This is a genomic window from Sphingomonas sp. IBVSS2, assembly GCF_002127225.1.
GTDB lineage: Bacteria > Pseudomonadota > Alphaproteobacteria > Sphingomonadales > Sphingomonadaceae > Sphingomonas.
The window spans coordinates 1-23,288 of record NZ_NFUR01000002.1 but is presented as its reverse complement, the minus strand read 5'-3'; the positions used below and the strand labels follow the sequence as shown (position 1 = coordinate 23,288).

The following is a 23,288-nucleotide window of genomic DNA, read 5'->3' as shown; positions in this document are numbered from 1 at the left end:
AATGAGACGGTCAGCCACCTCCACTATTGACACTTCTGTCAATTAGGCGTTTCCTCCGGGCAAACGCCAGGAGAGGCAGCATGGCTACGCTTGTGACCGAAGCCGGAGTTTCCGAAACCGTCGATCCGCTCGACGTCAGCCGGCCCGAACTCTACCGCGACGATGTCTGGCAGGCGCCGTTCCGCGAGCTGCGCGCCCGGGGCGGGATCTATCATTGCGAGAACAGCGCCTTCGGCCCCTATTGGTCGATCGCCACCTACAAGCCGATCGTCCAGGTCGAATCGCTGCCCGACCTCTATTCGTCCGAGGCCGGCGGCATCACCATCGCCGACATACAGGAAGGCGACATCAAGATGCCGATGTTCATCGCGATGGACCGGCCGAAGCATACCGACCAGCGCCGCACCGTCGCCCCCGCCTTCACGCCGAGCGAGATGGTGCGGATGAGCGACAATATCCGCATGCGCACCGCCGAGATCCTCGATTCGCTGCCCGTCGGCCAGGAGTTCGACTGGGTCGACAGCGTCTCGATCGAGCTGACCACCCAGATGCTCGCGCTCCTGTTCGATTTTCCCTGGGAGGAGCGGCGCAAGCTCACTTACTGGTCGGACTGGGCGGGCGATATCGAGATCGCGAAGGATCCCGTGCGCAAGGAGGAGCGGCGCCAGATCCTGTTCGAATGCGCCGCCTATTTCGGCAATCTCTGGCAGGGCAAGCTGGGCAAGGAGCCGAGGCCCGACCTGATCTCGATGATGATCCATTCGGACGCGATGAGCCACATGGACCAGATGGAGTTCCTCGGGAACCTGATCCTGCTGATCGTCGGCGGCAACGACACGACGCGCAATTCGATGAGCGCCTTTGCCTGGGGGCTCGAGCAATTCCCCGAGGCCCGCGCGAAGCTCGAGGCCGATCCGGGCCTGATCGGCAATGCCACGCAGGAGATCATCCGCTGGCAGACGCCGCTCGCGCACATGCGCCGCACCGCGACGCAGGACACCGAGCTCGACGGCCACAAGATCCGCGCGGGCGACAAGCTCGGCCTCTGGTATCTCTCGGCCAATCGCGACGAGAGCATCTTCCCCGATGCCGACCGGATCATCGTCGACCGCGAGAATGCCCGGCGCCACCTCGCCTTCGGGCACGGCATCCATCGCTGCGTGGGCGCGCGGCTGGCCGAGCTGCAGATCGGCATCCTGATGGAGGAGATGGCGAAGCGCCGCCTGCGCGCCAACGTGCTGCGCGAGCCCGAGCGCGTCGCCGCCTGCTTCGTGCACGGCTACAAGAAGATGGCGGTGGAGCTGTCGCACTATTGAGGGCGGCAATCCCCCTCCCTGCAAGGGAGGGGTTAGGGGTGGGTCGATGACCGCGATACGGTATCGACTGGTTGCTACGTTACCGTACCGCCAAGCCTCCACCCACCCCCAATCCCTCCCTTGCAGGGAGGGGAGTGAAGGTCCACATTCCTCCCATGGAAACTGGCCGTCGCGCCTTCCTCACCGTCGCCGGCATCGGCGCCCTCACCGCCGCATGCGGCGGCGGCGCACCCGCCCAGGCGGCGCAGAAGTTCGAATTCACCCTCACCGATGCGGAGTGGAAGAAGCGGCTGAGCCCGCTCGCCTACCAGGTGCTCCGCCAGGGCGCGACCGAGCGGGCCTTCACCAGCCCGCTCAACAAGGAGCACCGCGCCGGCACCTTCGTCTGCGCCGGCTGCGCGTTGCCGCTCTATGCCTCGACGACCAAGTTCGACAGCGGCACCGGCTGGCCGAGCTTCTGGCAGCCCTTGCCCAAGGCGGTGATCACCCGTGCGGACAATTCGCTCGGCATGCGCCGCACCGAAGTGCTCTGCCGGCGCTGCGGCGGGCATCTCGGCCATGTCTTCGACGACGGCCCACCGCCAACCGGCAAGCGCTATTGCATGAACGGCGCGGCGCTGGCGTTCGTGGCGAAAGGTTAGTCCCCTTCTATTCCCCTCCCTGGAAGGGAGGGGAGCAAATACGAAAAGGCCCGGGCGATGCCGGGCCTTTCCATATCCACCTTGGCGAAACGATCAGCCCGCGTCGGGCGTCTCGTTCTTCGCTTCCGCCATCAGGTCGCTGAGGTCGAGGTCGAGCGACGGCTTGAAGTCGTCGTCGAAGTCGTGCGGCGCGCCGCCCGAATAGATGAAGCCGTTGACCGGATAGACCGAGGTGCCCAGGCCGCCCATCGGCGCGAACCACACCTTCACTTCGCTCCAGTCGCCTTCGGGCGAGACGTCGACGGCGCGGACGTTGCGCTCGATGCCGCCGGCGCGCGACCAGTTGGCATGGGTGAGCAGCACTTCACGATCGCTGACGACCTGGCTGACCATCGCGACATGGCCGAGCGGCATGCGGGCGGTGCGCTGGAACGACATCACCGAACCGACCTTCGGGGTCTCGCCGCGCTGGTAGCGGCCGGCAGCCTGCGACCACCAGGTCCAGGCATTCCCGTGAATGTTCACTCCGGAGATTTCGCGGGCATAGGGCGCGCACTGCCAGAAGGTACGGCCCTTGGCCGAAGCCGCCTGGGGGGCGACCATCATCAGGGTGCAAACAACCATCAGCGCGAAACGCGCTGCGAAAACACGGAAATTCATGGACCCCCCGGTCAGGAAGCAGTCTGATGAACAGCGACTGACCAGATCATGGGACGGAAGTATAGGCCCGCGGCCGGTCGATGGGACGAACCGTTGCGACGAGTCGATGACTTGCGGATTCGCGCCCATTTGCGGGGAACCGCGCCCGCGAACCCGCCGCCGAAGCGCCAGGGCCGGCCTGCAGGGCCTAGGTGCTAACCCGGACCCGGATACGCCCCGGATGGGCAGCTAGCCCCCGCAACCCCATCAGTATGTGCAGTTTTCCACAAGCGGGACTTCGGTTCATCGCATGCATGTTGCGCCGCGGAATCAGTTGGTTTCCTATAATGAACAGGGGACGACGACTGGTTCAGCGGCTCGTTAACCATATTGTCGCAGTATCGGTCTCGGAGGGTCACGATCTGGGCGGGAGTATTGAACCATGGGAGCAAGGGCGAAACCGGCGGAAGGCGCGATGACGCTGGCCGAAATGAAGGAATTCGCGGGTTTCAGCGCGGCGACGCAGCGCTATGTGCGCCGCTCGCTCGACATTGGGCTGGACCGCGACGACGCGATGGCGCGCTGGTCGCGCGACGTGGTCGAGGCCGCCAGCATCCGCGCCCAGGCGCATGTCTATGAGCGCCTCCACGAAGTGCGCGCGCTGATGCCCGACGACAGCGACTTCGACTCCATCGAGCCGTTCATGTCGCCGCTCGTCGCCATCGCCGCCTTCGACCTGAGCCAGGGCCGCCTGACCAGCTTTTCGAGCTTCCGCTTCCTCTACGAGCGGCTGATCGGCGCCGAAGTGCGCCCGTGGCTCCCCTCGGCCTTCTGCGCCGCGGCCGCGTTGCCGCATCTGCATCCGGACCTGCGCCGCAAGCTGCTCCAGTCGATCAGCGAAGCCGCGGCCACGGCCTCGGGCTGGTCGAACCGCCAGCCGAGCTTCTATCCGGCCTGGGTGGAGAAGGTCGACACGGCGTCGCTCTCGCATTGATTCGCGCCTTCCTCCCCCTCGAAGCCGGGGGGAGGAACCGGCGTTCATCTGCAGGTCCGCCAGCCCCATTCCCCCCGCTCCGCCTCGTCGAGGTGCAAATGGTCGCGGTGCGCCGCATTATAGTCCGGCGAGAGCACCGTCGAGAACAGCTTGCAGGCGCCGGTGCGTATTTCGCGCAGAAAGGCGGCCTTCTCGCCCCCTTCCCCCCAATCCTCCGCCACGCCGATCCGCGTCCCGTCCGCCAGGCGGAAAGCGGCGATGTCGATCGCATCGGCGGTCGCATGCTCGCTCCAGTCGCCGGCGCTGCGGCCGTACATGCGGCGGCAGGAATAGCTGCCGAGATGCTCGATCCGGGCCACCGCCGCGCCGAAATGCCGCTGCGCGGCGGGCTGGACGACTTCCCATTCCCAGAGCGACAGCGCCGCGGCGACCGGGCAGGAGGTGCCGGGGGCGGCCGGCACGAAGGCGATCCCCCGCGATCCTCCGGGCGCGAAGCGCACCCCGTCCGCATAGCCGCATTGCGGCGCGTCGCCGGCAACCCTGGCCAGCGCCGTGTAGCGCACCCCGGCGGCACGCAGCAGCGCCCGGCACTGGGCATAGTCGCCCGCCAGCCCGGCGAGCTTGCGGCCGGTGAAGACGCCGATCGGCCGGCGCAGGTCGAGTCGGGTCCAGGGCAGGTCCTGCGGCCGGTCGCGCAGCGCGGCCCAGGTGAGAAACGCTCCGCCGAGCAGCACCGCGATCAGGATCGCCGCCATCACGGCACGGCGGACACGCCTCACATGCGGATCGCCTGGTCCAGGGGCTGGGCGGTGACCGGATAACCAAGATCATCCGGAATGCAGAGGTGGCGTTCGCCGTCGCGTTCCTCGATCCAGGGCGTGACGGTGCGGATCGGATACGCGCGGGCATCGGCGACCGCATCCTCGTAGCGTGCGAACAGCGCCAGCCGGTCGAGATTGCGGCGCGTGGGGAAGATGATGTGCGCCTCGCCCCGATCAGCGGCGTCGAGCACCGCGCGCGCGCTCGCCCAGAAGACGCGGACATTCTCGTTGCCGTCGACCTGCGGTTCGGCCCCTTCCGGCGCGCGGGCGAGGTAGAAGCGCGTGTCGAACACCTTGTGGTGCACGCCCCGGGGGAGCCAGCGCGCGAAAGGCACCAGCCGGTCCAGCGCGAGCGCGGCACCGGCTTCGTCGAGCAGATCGCCCATCGGCTCGCCGGCATAGAGGCGCTGGCGCAGCGCCGGCATGTCTCCCGCGGGATCGAGGCCGATGGCGACGCCCGCTTCCTCCAGCGTCTCGCGGATCGCGGCGATGCGCGCGGCATTCTCCTCGACATCGCCGGCATGGCGGCCGGCCAGGACGAAATCGCCGGGATCGACGCGGCCGCCGGGAAAGACCAGCGCACCGCCCGCGAACGACATCGCCGCCGCGCGCTCGACCATCAGCAGTTCGGGCGGCCCGTCACGGGCCTCGCGCATCACGATCACGGTGGCGGCGGGAATCGCCTGTTCGTCGGTCATGGGACCGGGTCTAGGCCGTGCGGCGGGCGGTGGACACCCCATTCCTCCCCGAGGCAAGCGGGCGGAGGAACTGGCGCGCTACCACCCCGCCATCTTCAGCCGCACCCTCGCCACCCTGTCGGACGAAGTGACGAACAGCGTCCGCCCATCCTCGCCGAAACAGCAGTTCGCGGCCGCCTTGCCCGTCGCGATCAGCCCCAGCTTCCTGCCGTCGGGCGCGATCACATGGATGCCGCCCGGACCGCTGGCGAACAGATGGCCGCTCTTCGCCACCTTCATCCCGTCGGGCAGGCCCGGCAGCTTGCGCGCCGCTTCCGCCGAGAAGTCGACGAACGGCGCCAGCGCGCCCATCGCCGAACCATCGGCCGCCAGTTCGCAGCTGAAGATCCGTGCATCCTCGGGATCGGACTGGCTGACATAGAGCCGGTCGAGCCCCGGCGAGACGGCGATGCCGTTCGGCCGCTTCAGGCTCTTGTCGATCAGGCGCAGGCCGCTGCCGTCGGGATTGACGCGAAAGACGCCGTTGAACGCCAGCTGCTTGAGCGGCGACGCATCGCCCTCGGCCAGGCCATAGGGCGGATCGGTGAAATAGATGCTCCCGCCCGGCCCGATCGCCAGGTCGTTGCAGCTGTTGAACTTCCTGCCCTCGAATGCGGCGGCGACGATCGTCTTCCGCCGGGTCGCCAAATGTACCCGCGCGATGGCGCGCGTACCCGAATCGGCCATCAGCAAGTCGCCCCGGGCATCGAGCACCATCCCGTTCGACCCGGCCTCGCGCACGCCCGCCGGGATCGGCCCGGCCAGGCCCGAGGGGTTCAGGAACGGCCTGGCGCCCTCCCCTGCACGCCAGCGATACGCGATGTTCGCCGGCACGTCAGAGAAGAGCAGATAGCCGCCCCGCTTCACCCATACCGGCCCCTCGGCCCATTTGAAGCCGGTGGCGATCACCTCGATCGGGCTGGCCGTGTCGATGAGCGCGTCGAGCGCCGGATCGAGGCGCGTGATGCCCCCGATCCTCTCGCCCAGCGCCACCCCGGGCGCCACGGGCAGCGCCGCCATGCCGGCCAGAACCGCGCGCCGTGTCGTATCGGTCATTCTCTTCTCCGTCCTGCCCGCGGGATCGCCCGGCCCCGGCGCACCGAGCGGTATATCGTCCCGGCCCGCCGCCTGTCGCGCAATCCTTCCGCGCCCGAACTGCGCGGCGGGATGCCGGAATCACCCGGTCAATCGAAGCGCGCGCGGAAACAGGCACGAAGCGCCGCATGCGTCTCCGCCGCCCTTGCCAGCAATGCCGGATCGGCTTCGGCCTGGCGAGGATCGGGCGGGCGCAGCGCGGCAGCGTCGATCGGCGCCTCGACCAGCACCGCGAGCCGGGGCGCATAATGGCGCGGGCTGGCGCACAACGCATCATAGTCGAGGAACAGCTGGCGCTCCTGCACCCGGGCCGGTGCCGAAAGCAGCGCCTGGTGCACGCTGTCCCACAGCTTCAGCCAGTAATCGACGCGGCTCGCGTCCTCGTCGCGGCCGGGTGCGCCGTCGAACAGGAAGGGCCGGTGATCCGCGCCGAACTCGTGATGGCCGAGCCAGGTCATGAAACGGCGGCGGAACGGGTCCTCCTGCGCCAGCATGGCCGCCCGGCGATGCTGCGACAGCAAGGACAGCGCCTGCTGCAGGGGATCGCGGAACGGATGGACCAGAAGGGCGTCGGGAAAGCTGGTGGCGAGCCCTTCGAGGCGCAGGATATTGTTATTGTTCTTCGATAGATAGCGAGTGCCGCCATGGCAGAGGAGCACCAGGCGCACATAGTCGCGAAAGGCAGCGAGCGTGTCCGCCTGGGGCGCGACCGGGGCCAGGCCGTCGCGCCGCAGATAGCGGCTCCCCTCGCGCGTGCGCCAGAAGATCTCCTCGATCGCCTCGGGGCTGTCGAGATCATGGGTCAATCCGTCGCCATGGCCGCGCTCGCTCGCCTCGACATGCCGCTTGCCGCCCAGCCTGGCCCAGCTGTTCGGCGCAAGCGGAAACGGAAGGTCGCGATAGGACGGCGCGGCGAAGCTGCCGCCCTGGTGGAGCAGCCGGGTGAGGATCGACGTGCCCGCGCGCGCCAGTCCGGCGATGAACACCGGGCGCCGGACGGGCACCGCCGCTATCCGCTTGCGGTGGGTGGCGCGCTCGATGTCGAAGGTCGCTTCGAGCAGGGCGGGCGAACCCAGGGCGATGCGGTGGAGGAGCTTGTCAGCCCCGCTGTACACGCGGGATCACCTGCCAGCGCAGCACGGCATAACCGAGCGTGAAGGGCATCAGTGCCAGCCTTGTCGCCCAGTCCGTCCGGAAGGCCGCGATCTCCGGCCAGTTGGCGTCCAATGCCAGCACCACCAGCAGCGGGGCGGCGGCGGCGAACAGCAATCCGCCGGCACGCATCGCCCGCACGAACATGCGGCCCGAAAGTATCCGGAGCGCCCGTTCCTTGCCCCATTCGGAAACGCCCCGGCGGGCGAGCAGCCGCATGGCATGCTGCCCACAGGCGGCGAGCTCGCGAAAGGCCGGGATCAGCGGCAGGGCGCGAGCCAGTTCGAGCATCGCGACGACGGCGAGGAAGAACAGGATCACCGGGCACGCCCGCGGATGCGGCGGACCAGCCGCTTGATCGGGTACCAGACCACCGAGACGATCGCGAGCAGGATCGAGCCGATCAGCCCGAAGGCGACTCCGATCGCCCCCAGCCCCAGCCCTGGGCCGGTATAGGCCTGGGCCGCGAGCGGTGCCGAAAGGGCGAAGGCAAACGACAGGAAACGAAGGATTTTCACGAACATTTGGCATTCACCGTAGCTTGAATGGCCGGGCCATCGGTGGTGGGATCGAGATAGCGCGCCCAGGAAAGGGCCATGCGCCGCTCGGCGGAATCGGCGGAGATGTAGCGCCAGCGCACCGCGCCCTGGGGCGACATGCGGACGAGGCGCCCCTGCTCGGTCTCCTCGATCATCGCATCGCCATTGGCGAGCGGGGTGCCCCGGCCCTGGGCGCGGGTGGCGATCCGGTTGGCGGCGAAGCCCCGATCCCAGGGCGAGCTGGTCTCGCCGCTGGACAGGTCATGGACGAGTAGGCGGTTGTGCCCGTTCACGCGCTCGTCGGGATAGCCCATCAGGGTGTTGTTATCGAACACCGAAATGCGGTGATCGTCGAGGATGCTGACATCGTGCTGGAAGCGCCACGGGCCGATCTTCCACCACAGGATCTCGCCGGTGGCCGGCCGGTAGAGCGCGATCAGCGAGAGGTTGCGGATGCTGAGGAACAGGTCCCCCTTCTTCCAGAAACGGCCGTCCGCCATCGCCGGCTGGATGTCGTTGAGATGGAAGGGATCCTGCACATAGGGCCGGCCGCGCCACAGCTTGGCCAGCCCGTTGCGCTCGAGGATGTCGGCGATGCGGTCGACGTTGCGCAGCTTCCCCTCGGGCGAGACCCGCGCCACCGCATCGTCCCAGAAATCGGCCCTTACCCCCGGCTCGCGCGGCACCGGATAGCGATAGGGCACCCAGAGATCGCCGTCCGGGCCCAGTTCGGTGGAATGGCTGAAGATGCCGTCCAGCGACCAGAGCAGCTTGCCGCACGCGTCGTAGCGGGCAAGCGGCGAGCTGTCGTGCAGCACCAGGCTGCCATCGGCGAGCAGCAGCGGGTGCATCAGCCGGTTGCGCGCGGCATTCTTGTCGCGATGCACGTCGGTGAGCGCGGAAGCGAAGCGCGAGCGGGCATTGGCCGCGTCGACATCGGGCACGAACTCGCGCACCACCGCGCCGTCCGCGAGGCGAACGAGCTGCACCACCGATCGCTTGCGGCGGGGTTCGAAGGGCGAGATCAGCGCATAGCCGGCATCGACGAACCCCGGATCGCGGGAGAAGCCGCCCGGCAGCTTCTCATAGGCGCCGTGGAAATAGGGCGCGTTGCTGCGGAACAGGTGCTGGATCGTGTCCGGCACGCGCGCCAGCGTGATCGCGACGCGGCCGACCGTGCCCGACTTCTCCCACCCGTCGACGATCGCGCCCGTGGCCATCGCCGCGAGCGGAACGAACAGCAGCGTCAGGACCAGGCTCCACAGCGGCACGGGCCGGGCAAGCAGGCGCTCCAATGCGCCGCTTTCCGCTTCGACCCGAACTTGCTGATCCCGACCCATTCGCCCTCCCCGCTCGGGCACGTGGTTCGGCGGCGCGGGTGTCGGCGGGATTTCGGTACGTCGCTGGCGCGTTTCCGCTTTGTGGCCGTGTTAGACGGGCAAGGTCACCAGCGCGGAAAGACCGCCCTCTTTCCGGTTGCGGAGGATGAGGTCCCCGCCATGCGCGCGCGCCACCGCGCGGGCGCTGGCCAGGCCCAGGCCGATCCCGCCGGTATCGCGGTTGCGCGAACGTTCGCCGCGGAAGAAGGGCTCGAACACGCGATCCAGGTCTTCCGGCGGCACGCCGGGCCCGTCGTCGCACACCTCGATCAGCGCCTGGCCGTCAGCCTCGACCAGCGAGACTTCGGCGCTCCCGGCATATTTGAGCGCATTGGTGACGAGATTGTTGAGCATCGCCTTGAGCGCCGGCGAATTGCCCTCGACCACCACCGGGTCGCCCGGCGCAAGCGTCACCGGCGCGCCGCGATCGCTCATGTCGTCGGTCACCGTCTCGGCTAGCGAGCGCAGGTCGAGCGGCTTGCGCACGCCCTGCTTGGTCGTGTCGCGCAGATAGCTCAGCGTCGCGGAGATCATCGCCTCCATGTCGCGGATATCGCCTTCGCAGGCCTGGCGCAGCGCGTCGGGCGCCGCCTCCAGCCGCAGTCCGAGGCGCATCAGCGGCGTGCGCAGGTCATGCGCCACCGCGCCGACCACGGTGGCACGGTCATCGACATAGCGATTGAGCCGGGCCTGCATCCGGTTGAACGCCGCCGCGGCATCGGCGATTTCCGTCGGCCCTTCGATCGCGATCGGCGCGGCCCGGGGATCGCGGCCGAGCCGCTCGGCGGCTTCGGCAAAGGCGCCGATCGGCTTGGCGATACGGTGGGCGAGCGCCCAGGCAAAGGGCGCGACCGCCGCCGCGGACAGGATCAGCCACCACAGCACGAACAGGCGCCATGGCTCGAAGCTGTGGTTCGAATCGATCAGGGTCCACTGCCCGTCGTCCTTGCGGAACGCGGCGGAGAAATCGCCGATGATCACCACGGCCCGCGCCGCCTGGTCGCTGGCCGGCGGGACGGCGCGCGGCACGCTGGCGCGATCATAGATCTTCTCGCGCTGCATGAACGGCGTGGGGAAGCTGATCCGCACCCGCTCCACCGGCACTTGCAGCGCCTTGGCCAGGGCGAGTTCGATGCGCTCGCTCCGGGGATTCCAGGCAGTCGCCTCGATGAATGCCGGGTGGGATATCCGGAAATCGCTGTCCGGATCGCCGATGCCGCGCATCGCATTCGCGATCTGCCCGACGCTGTAGACCTTGGTCGACGGCGTCTGCACCGCGATCAGCAGGCCGAGATTCATCAGCTGGGTTATCGCCACGCAGGCGACCATCAGGACGAAGACGCGCAGGAACAACGGGGAACCCGCCCCCCCGCGCCGCTGCTTCACGCGCGAACCACCTTTGGCACGAACAGATAGCCTTCGTTGCGCACCGTGCGGATGATCTCGTCGCCGCCCGAGCGCAGCTTGCGGCGCAGGCGGCTCACCTGCACGTCGATCGCACGGTCATAGGCATCCGAATCCGGGCCACGGGCCGCGGCGAGCAGCGCCTCGCGGCTCAGCACGCGGCGCGGACGCTCGATGAACACGCGCAGCACCGCGAACTCGCCATCGGTGAGGCCGACCAGCACGCCATTCGGATCGAACAGCTCGTGGCTGCCGAGATCGATGCGCCAGCCCTCGAAGACATAGACGTCGCCGCTCTCGTTCGTGGCGATCGCGCCGCGCTTGCGCAGCGCCGCGCGCACCGTGGCAAGGATCTCGCGCGGGCTGCACGGCTTGGGCAGATAATGGCCGGCGCCGACCTCGAGGCCCAGGATGCGATCCTGCTCCTCGCCAAGGGCGCTCAGGAAGATGATCTCCGGCCCATCGGCGCGCGCGATGCGGCGGCAGGCGGAAAGCCCGTCCTCGCCCGGCATCATGATGTCCAGGATCACGAGATCGACCGGCGTGCGCGCGAGGATCTGATCCATGTCGCGCGTGCTGGACGCAGTCTCCACCTTGTAGCCGCGCGAACCGAGGCTGTTCGCCAGCAGCATGCGGATGTCGCGGTCATCGTCCACGACGAGCAGGGTCGCCGAATCGTCCTGGGAAGTCACGGTAGCAAGCATGATTTCAGCTTCTACGACAAAATGCGTCTAGGGTGTTGCGCGAATTTGTAACAAGATTCACCCGAGCCTGGTCGCGATCGGGACTCCCCGCTTCAAAGTGAGCGTTACCGGCGTCTTTTCGGCGATTTCGGCGAGGCGGGCATTCTGCTCGGCATCGGTGCCGGTGATCGTCAGGATGCGCTCGATATTGAGCGTCTCGCCCTGGCCGTGAAGGAACAGGGCGACCTCGATATTCTCCACCGGCCACGCCTTGCGCTCGGCATACATGCGCAGCGTGATCGCCGTGCATGCGCCCAGGCTGCCCAGCAGCAGCTCATAGGGCGCCGGCCCGGCATCGCCCCCACCCCGCGCCTCGGGCTCGTCGGCGACAAGGCCGCGCTTTCCGAAGCTGATGTCCGTGGCATAGGGCGCGGCGCGCCCGATCTTGGCGATGGAATGAGTCATGCGGGCAAGATTAGGACGGGATGTTCTTCCCGTCATCCCCGCGCGAGCGAGGATGACGGGAGGAGATCCTCAGCTCTTCTGCCAGCCGCCGCCCAGCGCGCGGAACAGGTCCACCTGCGTCTCGGCGATAAAGGCGTCGGCCTGTGCCAGGTCCGCCTCGGCATCGGCGAAGGTGCGTTCGGCATCGAGCAGGGCGAGCGAATCGATATCGCCCTCGCGCTGGCGGGCGCGGGCGATGTTGACTGCCGCCTCGGCCTCGTTGCGCGCCGCCTGGAGCGCGGTGCGCCGGCCGAGCGCATGGCCATAGGCGGAGAGCGCCGTCTCGGTCTCCTGCAGTGCGTTCAGCACCGTGCCGTCGAACGTGGCGAGCGCGGCCTTGCTGTCCGCCTCCGCCCCGGCGACGCGCGCGCGCGCCGGGCCGGGGTTGACCGCCCAGTTGATCAGCCCGCCAAGAAGCCAGCGCAGCGGGCCCGCGCCGAACACGTCGCCGAAATCGGTGCCGGTCGAACCGCCCGAAACGCCGAGCGTGATCCGCGGATAGAGGTCCGCGGTCGCCACGCCGATCCGCGCAGTGGCGGCGGCCAGGCGGCGCTCGGCGGCGCGGATGTCCGGCCGGCGCGCCAGCAGCGCGGCGCCGTCGCCGACCGGGATCGGCTGGCCGAGACGCAGCGTCGCGCTGCGCGCGCCCGCCACCGCCGGCAGGTCGGCCGGCGTGCGGCCCGTGAGCGTGGCGAGGCGGAACAGCGCGGCATCGCGCGCGGCCTGGAGCGCCGGCACCTCGGCCTGGCGCTGGTTGCGGAGCGCGCCGATCCGGGCAGTGTCGAGCCGGGTGGCCAGGCCCACGCCGCGGCGGCGCTCGGTCAGGTCGATCGACTGGTCGAGCAGCTTGACGATATGCTCGGCCACCCCCAGCCGCTCGGCGGACGACGCCGCATCGGCATAGGCGCGCGCGGTCTCGGCAGCGACGATCACGCGGACCGCATCCGCATCCGCCTCGGCCGCGCCGACATCGCCGCGCGCCGCCTCGGTGCCGCGGCTGAGACGGCCGAACAGGTCGGCCTCGTAGCTGACGCTCAGCCCGGCATCGACCTGCCAGTCCTCGCGCGGCGCGCCGGGCAGGCGCTGGGCAGCGGGCAGGCGCCCGTAATTGGCGCCGGCGCTCAGGCTGGCCTGGGGCAGCTGGTTGGCCTTGGCGCCGCGCAGCACCGCGCGGGCCTTCTCGATCCGCGCCACGGCGACGCGGATATCGGTGTTGGCGGCCAGCGCGTCGGCGACGAGCTGGTCGAGCACCGGATCATTGTAGAGCCGCCACCAGTCGCCCTGCACGGGCGCGGCGGTCACTGCCGGATTGGCCGCGACGAAGTTGCCGGCCGCGGTCTGGGGCGGCGTCGGCGCGACATAGTTCGGACCGGCGGCGCAGGCGGCGAGCGCCAGGGCCGAGGCGGTTGCGAGGAAGATACGGTAGGTCATTTCATTTCCTCCTTCCCGCCGCTCCGGGACCGGCCCGGAGCGGCGGCAGGGTTTCACTCGGCGGGCTGCAGCGCCGGCTCGTGGCCGCCTTCGTCCTGCGCCTTGCGGTTGCCGCGCATCTTCGCGATGCGATCGCCCAGCGCCCGGCAGACGACGTAGAAGGTCGGCGTGAAGAGCAGGCCGAACGCCGTCACGCCCATCATCCCGAAGAACACCGCGGTGCCCAGCGCCTGGCGGAGCTCCGCACCCGCCCCGCTCGCGATCAGCAGCGGCACGGCGCCGAGGATGAAGGCGAACGACGTCATCAGGATCGGCCGCAGGCGGTCGCGCGCGGCACGCACCGCGGCCTCCACCGGCGACAGCCCGTCCTGCACCTCCGCCTGGTGGGCGAACTCGACCACGAGGATCGCGTTTTTAGCCGCCAGTGCAATCAGCACCACGAGGCCGATCTGCGTGAGCACATTGTTGTCCATGCCCCGCAGATTCACGCCGGCCATGGCCGCGAGCAGACACATCGGCACGATCAGGATGATCGCCAGCGGCATCGTCAGGCTTTCATATTGCGCCGCCAGCACCAGGAAGACGAACACCACCGCCAGCGCGAAGACCAGCCCGGCCGTGCTGCCGGCCATCTTCTGCTGGAAGGCGATGCCGGTCCATTCGGCACCATAGCCCGGAGGCAAGCTGCTCGCGAGCTTCTCCATCGTGTCGAGCGACGCGCCCGAGCTGTAGCCGGGGGCGGTATCGCCATCGACTTCCACTGCCGGGAACAGGTTGTAGCGCGTCACGCGATACGGGCCGGTCTTGTTCTCGAAGGTCGAGACCGAACCGATCGGCACCATCGCGCCCGAGTTCGAACGGGTCTTCAGGTTGGCGATGTCCGCCTCGGTCGCCCGGAACGGCGCATCGGCCTGCGCGGTCACGCGATAGGTGCGGCCGAGCATGTTGAAGTCGTTCACGAAGGCCGAGCCGAGATAGACGTTCAGCGCCTCGAACACCCGCTCCGGCGGCACGCCGAGCATGTCCGCCTTGCGCCGGTCGATATCGGCGAAGACGCGCGGGGTGGCCGTGTTGAAGAAGGTGTAGATCTGCTTCAGCCCCGGAGTCTGGTTGGCCTGGCCGATCAGCCCGAACGCGGTCTTGCCCAGTTCGTCATAGCCATGCTCGGCGCGGTCCTCGATCATCATCCGATAGCCGCCGGCCGAGCCGATGCCCTGGATGACGGGCGGCGGGACGACGAGCAGCATCGCCTCGTTGATGTCGGCGGTGCGCTGGCGCGCCTCGTTCATGATCCCGTCAAAGGTGACGCCGAGCTTCTTGCGCTCGTCGAAGGAGAGCAAGGGCACATAGGCGGCGGCCGAATTCGGGGCGAGCGTCTGCGACGGGCCGTCGAAACCGGCGAGCATCACCGATCCCTTCACGCCCTTGATCGGCAGGATGCGGGCGACGACCTTGCGCATCACTTCGTCCGTCCGCTCGAGCGACGAGCCCGGCGGCAACTGGATGACGGTGAGGAAGTAACCCTGGTCCTGCTGCGGGATGAACCCCACCGGCGTGACCCAGAACATCCCGATCGTCGCGGCGATCAGGCCGACATAGGTGAGCATCATCCGCTTCGGCCGGGTGACCAGCACGCGAGTGAGCTTGGCATAGCCGACGCTCATCCGCTCGAAGCCGTTGTTGAACGCATCGGCGCCGCGGCGCACGATCCGGCCGATCGGCCCCTTGGGCTCGCCTTCGTGATGCTGCAGCAGCAGCGCCGCCATGGCGGGCGACAAAGTGAGCGAGACGAGCAGCGAGATCGCGGTCGCGGCCGAGATCGTCACGGCGAACTGCTTGTAGAAGGCGCCCGACAAACCGTTGAGGAACAAGGTCGGCAGGAACACCGCGAGCAGCACCAGCACGATCGCGACGAGCGCGCCGGACACTTCGTCCATCGAAGTGCGCGCCGCCTGGAGCGGGGTCATGCCGCGCGCCAGGTTGCGCTCGACATTCTCCACCACAACGATCGCGTCGTCGACGACGATGCCGATGGCGAGGACGAGGCCGAACAGCGAGAGGTTGTTGAGCGAATAGCCGAGCGGCAACAGCACCGCCATCGTGCCGATCAGCGAGACCGGGATGGCCAGCACCGGGATGATCGCCGCGCGCCATTTCTGGAGGAAGACGATGACGACGAGCACGACGAGCAGGATCGCTTCGCCCAGCGTGTGATAGACCGCGTCGATCGACTGCGAGATGAACTCGGTCGGGTTGTAGATGACGCGATATTCCAGGCCCTTGGGGAAGTTCTTGGACATCGCCTTGAGCTGGTCCTGCACCGCATTGGCAGCGGCGAGGGCGTTCGAGCCCGGACGCTGGAACACGGCGAGGATCACGGTCGGCTTGTTGGAGAGATAGGTGTTGGACGAATAGTCCGCCGCGCCCAGCTCGACGCGCGCCACGTCGCTCACGCGCACCTGGTGCCCATCGGCATCGGTGCGGATCACCACCTGGCCGAACTGCGCCGGGTCCTTCAGGCGGCCCTGCGTCTCGATGTTGAGCTGGAAGGCATTGCCCGTCGGCGTCGAGCCCGGCTGGCCGAGCGTGCCCGCGGCGACCTGGACGTTCTGCGCGCGCAGCGCCTGGACGATGTCGCCCGCGGTCAGGTTGAGCGCGGCGGCGCGGCCCGGATCGATCCACACGCGCATCGCATAGTCGCGCGCGCCGAACATGCGCACGTCGCCCACGCCTTCCACGCGCGCCAGGCGGTCCTTCACCTGGGTCAGCGCATAGTTGGAGATATATTCGCGATCGACGGAATTGTCCGGCGAGATCAGGTTCACCACCAGCAGGAAGTCCGGCGTGGTCTTGCGCGTCACGACGCCCAGGCGCTGCACTTCCTCGGGCAGGCGCGGGATCGCGACCGCGACGCGGTTCTGCACCAGCACCTGCGCCGAATCGAGGTTGGTCCCCGACTTGAACGTGACGGTGATGGTGACGTTGCCGTCGCCGGTCGATTGCGACGACTGGTAGAGCATGTCGTCGACGCCGTTGATCTCCTGCTCGATCGGCGCGGCGACCGTCTCGGCGACGGTCTCGGCCGAGGCGCCGGGATAGGAGGCGGTGACCGTCACCGTCGGCGGGACGATGTCGGGATATTGGGAAATCGGCAGCGCGAGATAGGCGATCGCACCGATGATCGTGATCACGACCGCGATGACGGCCGCGAAGATCGGGCGCGTGATGAAGAACCGCGAGAGGCGCATGGGGCCACTCCTCGAAAAAGAGGTCTGAAACGAAGAAAGTGTCAGCCGCCGGACCCTGGGGAGATCCGGCGGCTGACGGTCAACGGGCGAAGGTTGCTTCGCCCGTCACCGGCGCCGTGAGGGCCGGCGCCTGACTGGTTGCGGTCGGCGCGATCTTGCCGGGCTTCGGGTTCACCTTGCCGCCCGGAGCCGCGAACTGCGTGCCCGAGATCACCACCTTGTCCTGGGCGGTCAGGCCCGAGCGGACGATGCGCAGGCCGTCGACCACCGGGCCGAGCGTCACCGGCTTCGGCGCGACGGTGCCGTCCTTGCCGACGGTGAGCACGAGCTTGCGCGCCTGATCGGTCTGGATCGCGGTATCGGGCACCATCAGCGCCTGGGTGGTGCCGCCGGCCGATAGGCGCATGTTGCCGAACATGCCGGGCGTCAGGAACATGCCCGGATTGCTCAGCACCGCGCGCCCGCGGATCGTGCCCGACTTGGGATCGAGGCCGTTGTCGGTGAAGTCGAGCTTGCCCTTCCACTTATAGTCGGTCTCGTCCTGCAGGCGGATCTCCACCGGCGACTCCTGGGCGCCCGTTTCCTTCGCCCGCTTGGTCTTGAGGAACAGCGCCTCCGAACCGTCGAAGGTGAAGTAGATCGGGTCGAGCGCGTTGATCGTGGTCAGCAGCGAACCGCCCTGCCCCTCGCCCGCCGCGACCAGGTTGCCCGGATCGACGCGGCGGTCCGAGATGCGGCCGGCGATCGGCGCGCGGACCTGGGTGAACTCCATGTCGAGCGCGCGGCTGCGCACCCGCGCCTGCGCCGCGGACACCGACGCACCGGCGGCGCGAACCCGGGCCTGGAGCCGTTCGACATCGCTCTTCGACACCGCCTCGACCGACACCAGCCGCTCGGCGCGACCCAGGTCGGAACGCGCGAGCGCGAGATCGCTCTCGGCGCTGGCCAGCCCGGCACGCGCCTCCGCGAGCGCGGCGGCAAAGGGACGCTGGTCGATGGTGAAGAGCAGCTGGCCCTTCTGCACGATCGCGCCGTCGGTGAAGTGGACGCCAGTGATCGCGCCCGAGACGCGCGGGCGCACCTCGACCGCGCGGCTCGGCTCGAAGCGGCCGACATAATCGTCCCATTCGTTGACGTCGCGGACCAGCGGCGTGGCGACCGTCACCACCGGCGGCGGCGGCGCGGCCATCGCGGCGGGCGCGTCCTTGCTGGCGACGCTGAGCCCGGCGGCAACCAGCACCACCGGCAGCGCGACGAGGCTGCCGCGCTGCCACAACGGCATGCGGCGGAGGCGCTCCGAGACGCCCGGCTTGTTGTCGCCCGTCTCGGATTCGATGCGCGTGATCATGTTCATTGGAATCGCTTCCCCTGATTCAGGGCTGCCCGGCCGCGACTGATCGAGGCGAGCAGCGTTTCATATTGCTCGGGCGTGAAGCCCGCTTCGTGGAAGGCGCGGATCTCGTGGCGCGGCACGGCATAGCCCTTGTGCCAGGCGAGCACCGACATGCGGCGCAGCGCCTCGAGTTTCTGGTCCGCGAGTTTCGGATTGGGCACCTCGCCCCCGAAGATCATGCCCAGCGCCACCGAGAGGCGGCCGGGCTTCTCCAGCGATGCCAGCCGGTCGTGCTGCGCGATCGCGACGACTTGCCATTCGAGCGCGGAAAGGCCGCTGACCGGGAGGACATCGGCAGGCACCGCGATCGGGCTGCCCTGGAGCGCGGCGAAGTTGAGATAGGCCATGATCGTCTCCTCCTGCTTGTTGCCCGGCGGAAGGCAAAAGCCTCCCCGTGCCACGCGGAACGGTTTCCGCCTGCATTTCCGGTCATCCCCAACCGGCACGAGACGAGGCTTTCGCGCAGACGCACATGTCTGCGGCGCACCGTCCCGGTCCTGTCTAAATTCTGCGCTGCTGGAGTGATGGCCCGGGGCATCGGCCCCTTGTCGTCGCTTCGGCAGCTTCCCTCATTCTATACTGACTGGTATAGAAATCGTGCTGCGTTGCGTCAAGGGCATTTTTATACCGGCCGGTACTTTTTTGTCGAGATGGGTGAGAAAAAACTTTCCGGGCCCCTCAAATTCCTCCCCGAGCTTGCCTCGGGGAGGGGACCGCCGCCAAAGGCGGTGGTGGAGAGGCGGCGGTGAAACCGCCGTCTTCGACGGCGGCCCCTCCACCATTGCGGCGCAGTGGTCCCCCTCCCCCAGCAAGCTGGGGGAGGAATTGAACAGCCTACCTGCTCGGCCAGCAGGCCAGGCTGGTGTCGATCAGTGCCTTGAGGTCGACGCACGAAGTGCCGCCACCCGCCTGGAGCGCAATGCCCTGCAGCAGCGCGGTGAGATAGGCGGTGAGCCCGATCACGTCGGTATCGGCGGGCAGATCGCCTTCGTCCTTGGCACGCTCGAACCGATCGATCAGCCCCTGCTTCACGATCGCGCCGCGCTTCAGCACCTCGGCACGGATAGACTCCGCCTCGGCTCCACAGGCCACCGAGTTGATCACGCCCATGCAGCCCTTGGGGTCGCACGAGCTCATCTGCATCTCGAGCGCGCCGATCAGCAGCCGCTCGGCGACGCCGCGCGCGGTCGGCGCATCCAGCGCCTTGCCCATATAGTCGAGCTTCTCGCGCTGATAGAGATCCAGCGTCTTCTTGAAGAGCGCTTCCTTGTTGCCGAACGCCGCATAGAGGCTCGGCCGGGTGATGCCCATCGCCTCGGTGAGATCGCTCAGCGAAGCGCCTTCATAGCCCTTGCTCCAGAAGACGCGCAGCGCCGCGGTCAACGCCGAGTCGGTGTCGAATTCGCGGGGGCGCCCCTTGGCGACGGCACAGGCGGTGATTTCCATAATGACCGGTACATAATGTTGATGGACCCAAAAGTCCAATGCCTTGCGGCGCCTCCGCATTCCACCCCGGTTAACCACTGTATTTTCACGGGTGTGAACTTGCCGGTCGGTGGGATTACGCGCTTCCCATGGTTGAATCCACTCGACTCACCAGTTGGCGGAAACATATGGCGCCCGCCCTGCAAGTTGCCGATGCGTGCCACGGGCCTTCGTGCGGACCTGCCGAACTGACAAACGAGAAGATCGCGGGGCGCTTCGGCAGCATTTGGACGGCAATGGCATCGCATCGTCCGCGACAACCGTCGCGCATGGGCCACACCCTTCATTTATTCGCTTCGTTCCGTTTGCACCAAAATGGAGTAATTTAGATGGACGGCCAGCGTCTGGTGCACATCATCGACGATGAGGACAGCGTCCGGAACTCGATCGGGTTCATGCTGCGGACCACGGGCTATGCCGTGCGCCTCTGGCCGTCGGGCGCAGCGTTCCTCCGCGAGCTGCGCACCGTCGAGCCGGGCTGCGTCCTGCTCGACATCCGCATGCCCGAAATCGACGGGCTGCAAGTCCAGCAGCTGCTCAACGAGCGCGGCGCCGCCATGCCGGTGATCGTGCTCACCGGGCATGGCGACGTGGCGATCGCGGTGAAGGCGATGCGCGGGGGCGCGGTCGACTTCCTCGAAAAGCCGTTCGAGGCCGATCGCCTGCTGAACGCGATCGACAAGGCCTTTGAGCGCATGCGCGAATCGAACGGCGCCTCGCGCACCGACGCGGCCCGCACCCAGCTCGCCAACCTCTCCGCGCGCGAGCGCGAAGTGCTGGACGGGCTCGCGGCCGGCTTTCCCAACAAGACCATCGCCTATGATCTCGGCATCTCGCCGCGCACGGTGGAAGTGCACCGCGCCAATCTGATGCAGAAGCTCGGTGCGCGCAGCCTCTCCGAAGCGCTGCGCGTCACCTTCACCGCCGAGATGGGCGAGATCCAGCGCCCATAGGCGTCAGAACCAGCCGGCGGTCTCGCCCAGCATCAGGATACCCGCGGCGATGAACAGCACCGCGGCGATACCGTGCACCAGCCGCAGCGGCACGCGCTTGAGCAGTGCGTTGCCAAGGAACACCGCCGGCACATTGGCCAGCATCATGCCCAGCGTGGTGCCGGCGGTGACCGCCCAGACATTATGGAACTTCGCGCCCAGCGCCACCGTGGCGAGCTGGGTCTTGTCGCCCATCTCGACCAGGAAAAAGGCAATGGCGGTGGTGAGGAAGGCGCCGAAGCGGGCCGGCCTGTCCTCGATATCGTCGATCTTGTCGGGGATCAGCGTCCACAGCCCCATGGCGATGAACGAAGCGGCGATCAGGTAGCGGAACCAGGCGCCCTGGAGCAGCGCGGCGGCTTCCGAGCCAACCAGGGCGGCAAGGAAATGATTGGCCAGGGTCGCGACCAGGATGCCGAGGATGATCGGCACCGGCTTCTTGAAGCGCGTGGCGAGCAGGATGGCGAGCAGCTGGGTCTTGTCGCCGATCTCGGCGAGCGCGACGAGCGCGGTGGAACTGAGCAGGGCTTCCAAGGGACATACTCCGGGCCGGACGGAGACGAAATCCAACGACATCGCATCTCCCCGCCCGGCAAGAGCGGAGATGCGACGCCATTGGTCTCGCCCGAACGGTGACCCGTCCCTCCCGCGCCATGGCCTCTCGGCCAAGTATGTTGACGCGGGAGCCCGCGCGACGGCGCGGCTGGCTACTCCCCAAATAGCGAGTTGCTGCCGGGGCAGCACCTGCCCGGCCTAGGGCAGGCGCCCGTGAAAATCCAGCGCTTTGTGGTTCAGCCCGCCAGGCAGAGCAGCGGATTCTCGACCGCGGGCACTGCATCCGGTTCGCTGCGCAGCGACGCGAGCAGGTCGCCGATCGAGCGCACCGGCGTCGAATCGAGGAAACGGCTGCCCCAGTCGCGTGCCAGCGCCGCGGCATCGGCCCCGGTATCCGCCAGGATCGAAGGAAAGGCGATGCGCAGGCGAGGCCCGGCGAAGAGCTGCTCGGGCGAGGCGGTCACCGCCGATCCCAGCGGCCGGACGAACACCGCGCCGGCGACCTTCTCGACATAGGAAGCCGGCGAGAGCCGCGCCCACCAGGTCACCGCGAAACAGCCGATGCCGTGCGCGACCAGGATCACCGGGCGTTCCGTCAGGCGCACCGCCTCGTCGAGCCGCGCGGCCCACAGGTTGCGCCCGCCCCCGCCGAGCTCGATGATCTGCCCGGCATGCGCGAGCAGGCTGCGGGCGGGACGATCGGCACGATCATAGATGGTCAGTGTCGGAAGCGACGGATCGAAGAGGCCATTCTCGGGCATTCGCTTATCTCCCAGCGGGGCGGGAAGGCACGCTCAACGAGTCGTCAGCCTATTCCTACTCCACCACTATGCAATCACCCCTGCGCCAGGATGTTTTCCCGGCGCGCCGAAATAGTCGGCCGCTCTGTGACTCTCCCGTGTCCGAATATTGCAGAAAGTTCATCTTGCGGAGAACTGTCGGCCACCCGGGCGGGTGCAGTCTCGCCTCTCCACAAGCAGGAGAGTGCCAATGTTCAGGAAGTTGATGATCGCCGGAGCCTCGCTCGCCATGCTCGCCGCGGCGACGCCTTCGATCGCAGCAGCGCCGTGCCGCGACGCGCATGGCAAGTTCATGAAGTGCCCCACCAAGCCCGCGGCTACACCCGCCAAGCCCGCAGCCAAGCCGGCGGCCAAGCCCGCGGCCACGGCTGCCAAGCCTGCGCCCGCGCCCGCCAAGGCGACTCACTGCAAGGACGCCAAGGGCAAGTTCGTGAAGTGCGGCACGGCAGGCGCCAAGCCGGCCTGACCACCCTCTTCTGGTCCGGCCGCTTCCCTCTGGCCGGGCCCGGATCATTTCCTACCAGCAACTCCGAAGCCGGCGGCGACCCCGCCGGCTTTTCGTTCGTCAGCCCCGCGCGCGATCGATCCGGCTTCGTCGCAATAGGCGCCGCCTCGGTCGCTTAACGGAGGAAGCTGCCCCCCGCTCCCCGCAGCGTGCCCCCTGCGCCCGTGCTTCAATCGTGAAGGCGGCGCAGCGAGCGGGCGGGCTGCCGGGCGACATCCTGGACGATCGGGTCGGCGAAATTTCCCAAGCGAAATGGCCAGAGCGCGATGCAGCCCCGCCGCGCGAGCGAAAGAGGGAGTGGTCCGCCACGCGAGCAGCCTGAGCACAGGCTGCCGCCGCGGCCACAAGCAAAAGGGCTGACAATGATAAATCGAACCAGGACCATCACCCGGCTGTTGCGGGACTCGACGGCGCTTTGCGGCGTCATGCTGATCGCCACGCCGGCGATCGCACAGGAAGCCGCCCCGGCGGCGGCATCCGCACAGGGCACGGCTGCTCCCGCGGCCGCACCGGCTGCCCAGGAAGCACCGGGCGACCAGATCGTCGTCACCGGCTCGCTGATCCGGCGCACCGACACGGAAACGCCGTCGCCGGTCACCGTGCTTTCGGCCGAGACGCTGGAGCAGCGCGGCCTCAATACCGTCACCGAAGCGCTGCAGCGCCTGTCGGCCGGCAATGCCGGCACGATCACCCAGGGCTGGAATGCGGGCGGCAATTTCGCGGCGGGCGCGAGCGCGATCTCGCTGCGCGGCCTCACCGTCCAGGCGACGCTCACCATCTTCGACGGCCTGCGCATGGCGCCCTATCCGCTGGCGGACGACGGCCAGCGCAACTTCGTCGACCTGAACACCATCCCCAGCGCGATCATCGAGCGCATCGACGTGCTGAAGGACGGCGCCTCGTCGACCTATGGCGCCGACGCGGTGGCCGGCGTGATCAACGTCATCACCAAGAAGGAGATCAAGGGCCTGCACG

At 68.2% G+C, this 23,288-nt stretch carries 24 protein-coding genes and 1 riboswitch; of the genes, 6 read left to right on the top strand and 18 right to left on the bottom strand.

The window, feature by feature from the left end; translation table 11 throughout:
- The first annotated feature begins 80 nt into the window (after positions 1–80).
- Positions 81–1,316, top strand: a complete 1,236-nt coding sequence (locus CAP40_RS06060; RefSeq protein WP_086128512.1) for a cytochrome P450 — start codon at positions 81–83, stop codon at positions 1,314–1,316.
- Positions 1,317–1,471: 155 nt separating this feature from the next.
- A complete protein-coding gene (gene msrB / locus CAP40_RS06055) occupies positions 1,472–1,957 on the top strand; it encodes a peptide-methionine (R)-S-oxide reductase MsrB (protein ID WP_086128511.1) in 486 nt (161 codons plus the stop codon).
- Positions 1,958–2,050: 93 nt separating this feature from the next.
- Here the strand turns inward: msrB and CAP40_RS06050 are convergent, their stop codons facing one another.
- Positions 2,051–2,617 carry a CHAP domain-containing protein gene (locus CAP40_RS06050; protein ID WP_086128510.1) on the bottom strand — a complete coding sequence of 189 codons (567 nt, stop codon included), beginning with the start codon at positions 2,615–2,617 and terminating at the stop codon, positions 2,051–2,053.
- 421 nt (positions 2,618–3,038) lie between these two features.
- Between CAP40_RS06050 and CAP40_RS06045 the strand changes: the two genes are divergently transcribed.
- Positions 3,039–3,590: a hypothetical protein gene (locus CAP40_RS06045; RefSeq protein WP_086128509.1), complete on the top strand. Its 552-nt coding sequence runs from the start codon at positions 3,039–3,041 to the stop codon at positions 3,588–3,590.
- Between the two features lie 44 nt (positions 3,591–3,634).
- Here the strand turns inward: CAP40_RS06045 and CAP40_RS06040 are convergent, their stop codons facing one another.
- The 15 genes from CAP40_RS06040 to CAP40_RS05970 form a co-directional block, all read right to left on the bottom strand.
- Entirely contained in the window at positions 3,635–4,369 is a 735-nt protein-coding gene (locus tag CAP40_RS06040; RefSeq protein ID WP_373384855.1) for an extensin family protein, read from the bottom strand.
- On the bottom strand, positions 4,366–5,109 hold the full coding sequence (locus CAP40_RS06035; protein WP_086128507.1) for an NUDIX domain-containing protein: 744 nt from the start codon (positions 5,107–5,109) through the stop codon (positions 4,366–4,368). The genes CAP40_RS06040 and CAP40_RS06035 overlap by 4 nt, the downstream gene beginning before the upstream one ends.
- A gap of 78 nt (positions 5,110–5,187) precedes the next feature.
- Positions 5,188–6,204, bottom strand: a complete 1,017-nt coding sequence (locus tag CAP40_RS06030; protein WP_086128506.1) for an SMP-30/gluconolactonase/LRE family protein — start codon at positions 6,202–6,204, stop codon at positions 5,188–5,190.
- A 128-nt stretch (positions 6,205–6,332) separates the two neighbouring features.
- On the bottom strand, positions 6,333–7,358 hold the full coding sequence (locus CAP40_RS06025; RefSeq protein ID WP_086128505.1) for a sulfotransferase: 1,026 nt from the start codon (positions 7,356–7,358) through the stop codon (positions 6,333–6,335).
- Positions 7,342–7,716, bottom strand: a complete 375-nt coding sequence (locus CAP40_RS06020; RefSeq protein WP_086128504.1) for a hypothetical protein — start codon at positions 7,714–7,716, stop codon at positions 7,342–7,344. Before CAP40_RS06020 ends, CAP40_RS06025 begins: the two co-directional genes overlap by 17 nt.
- Complete coding sequence (locus tag CAP40_RS06015) at positions 7,713–7,919, bottom strand: hypothetical protein (protein ID WP_086128503.1); 207 nt, start codon at positions 7,917–7,919, stop codon at positions 7,713–7,715. Before CAP40_RS06015 ends, CAP40_RS06020 begins: the two co-directional genes overlap by 4 nt.
- A complete protein-coding gene (locus CAP40_RS06010; RefSeq protein ID WP_086128502.1) occupies positions 7,910–9,274 on the bottom strand; it encodes an arylsulfotransferase family protein in 1,365 nt (454 codons plus the stop codon). Before CAP40_RS06010 ends, CAP40_RS06015 begins: the two co-directional genes overlap by 10 nt.
- A gap of 90 nt (positions 9,275–9,364) precedes the next feature.
- The gene (locus CAP40_RS06005; RefSeq protein WP_256924046.1) at positions 9,365–10,699 is read right to left on the bottom strand and encodes a cell wall metabolism sensor histidine kinase WalK; all 1,335 of its coding nucleotides are present in this window, start codon (positions 10,697–10,699) and stop codon (positions 9,365–9,367) included.
- A complete protein-coding gene (locus CAP40_RS06000) occupies positions 10,696–11,421 on the bottom strand; it encodes a response regulator (protein ID WP_086128501.1) in 726 nt (241 codons plus the stop codon). Before CAP40_RS06000 ends, CAP40_RS06005 begins: the two co-directional genes overlap by 4 nt.
- A 57-nt stretch (positions 11,422–11,478) precedes the next feature.
- Positions 11,479–11,865 carry an OsmC family protein gene (locus tag CAP40_RS05995; protein ID WP_086128500.1) on the bottom strand — a complete coding sequence of 129 codons (387 nt, stop codon included), beginning with the start codon at positions 11,863–11,865 and terminating at the stop codon, positions 11,479–11,481.
- 69 nt (positions 11,866–11,934) lie between these two features.
- On the bottom strand, positions 11,935–13,335 hold the full coding sequence (locus CAP40_RS05990) for an efflux transporter outer membrane subunit (protein WP_086128499.1): 1,401 nt from the start codon (positions 13,333–13,335) through the stop codon (positions 11,935–11,937).
- Between the two features lie 53 nt (positions 13,336–13,388).
- Positions 13,389–16,583 (bottom strand): efflux RND transporter permease subunit, encoded by a 3,195-nt coding sequence (locus CAP40_RS05985; protein ID WP_086128498.1) that lies wholly within the window; start codon positions 16,581–16,583, stop codon positions 13,389–13,391.
- Positions 16,584–16,662: 79 nt separating this feature from the next.
- Positions 16,663–17,937, bottom strand: a complete 1,275-nt coding sequence (locus CAP40_RS05980; RefSeq protein WP_086128497.1) for an efflux RND transporter periplasmic adaptor subunit — start codon at positions 17,935–17,937, stop codon at positions 16,663–16,665.
- Positions 17,934–18,323 carry a hypothetical protein gene (locus tag CAP40_RS05975; RefSeq protein WP_086128496.1) on the bottom strand — a complete coding sequence of 130 codons (390 nt, stop codon included), beginning with the start codon at positions 18,321–18,323 and terminating at the stop codon, positions 17,934–17,936. Before CAP40_RS05975 ends, CAP40_RS05980 begins: the two co-directional genes overlap by 4 nt.
- A 487-nt stretch (positions 18,324–18,810) precedes the next feature.
- A complete protein-coding gene (locus CAP40_RS05970) occupies positions 18,811–19,422 on the bottom strand; it encodes a TetR/AcrR family transcriptional regulator (RefSeq protein WP_086128495.1) in 612 nt (203 codons plus the stop codon).
- A 368-nt stretch (positions 19,423–19,790) separates the two neighbouring features.
- On the opposite strand from CAP40_RS05970, the gene CAP40_RS05965 reads away from it, so the two are divergent.
- Complete coding sequence (locus CAP40_RS05965; RefSeq protein WP_086128494.1) at positions 19,791–20,414, top strand: response regulator transcription factor; 624 nt, start codon at positions 19,791–19,793, stop codon at positions 20,412–20,414.
- A 3-nt stretch (positions 20,415–20,417) separates the two neighbouring features.
- On the opposite strand, the gene CAP40_RS05960 is transcribed toward CAP40_RS05965, so the two are convergent.
- Positions 20,418–20,987 (bottom strand): TMEM165/GDT1 family protein, encoded by a 570-nt coding sequence (locus CAP40_RS05960; RefSeq protein WP_086128493.1) that lies wholly within the window; start codon positions 20,985–20,987, stop codon positions 20,418–20,420.
- A gap of 12 nt (positions 20,988–20,999) precedes the next feature.
- A riboswitch (yybP-ykoY riboswitch) is annotated at positions 21,000–21,182 on the bottom strand.
- 62 nt (positions 21,183–21,244) lie between these two features.
- The gene (locus CAP40_RS05955) at positions 21,245–21,769 is read right to left on the bottom strand and encodes an alpha/beta hydrolase (RefSeq protein ID WP_086128492.1); all 525 of its coding nucleotides are present in this window, start codon (positions 21,767–21,769) and stop codon (positions 21,245–21,247) included.
- Positions 21,770–21,998: 229 nt separating this feature from the next.
- Between CAP40_RS05955 and CAP40_RS05950 the strand changes: the two genes are divergently transcribed.
- Complete coding sequence (locus tag CAP40_RS05950; protein ID WP_144034246.1) at positions 21,999–22,274, top strand: hypothetical protein; 276 nt, start codon at positions 21,999–22,001, stop codon at positions 22,272–22,274.
- Between the two features lie 401 nt (positions 22,275–22,675).
- Positions 22,676–23,288 (top strand): TonB-dependent receptor (locus tag CAP40_RS05945; protein ID WP_179187939.1); only part of this gene is annotated, 613 nt, incomplete at its 3' end.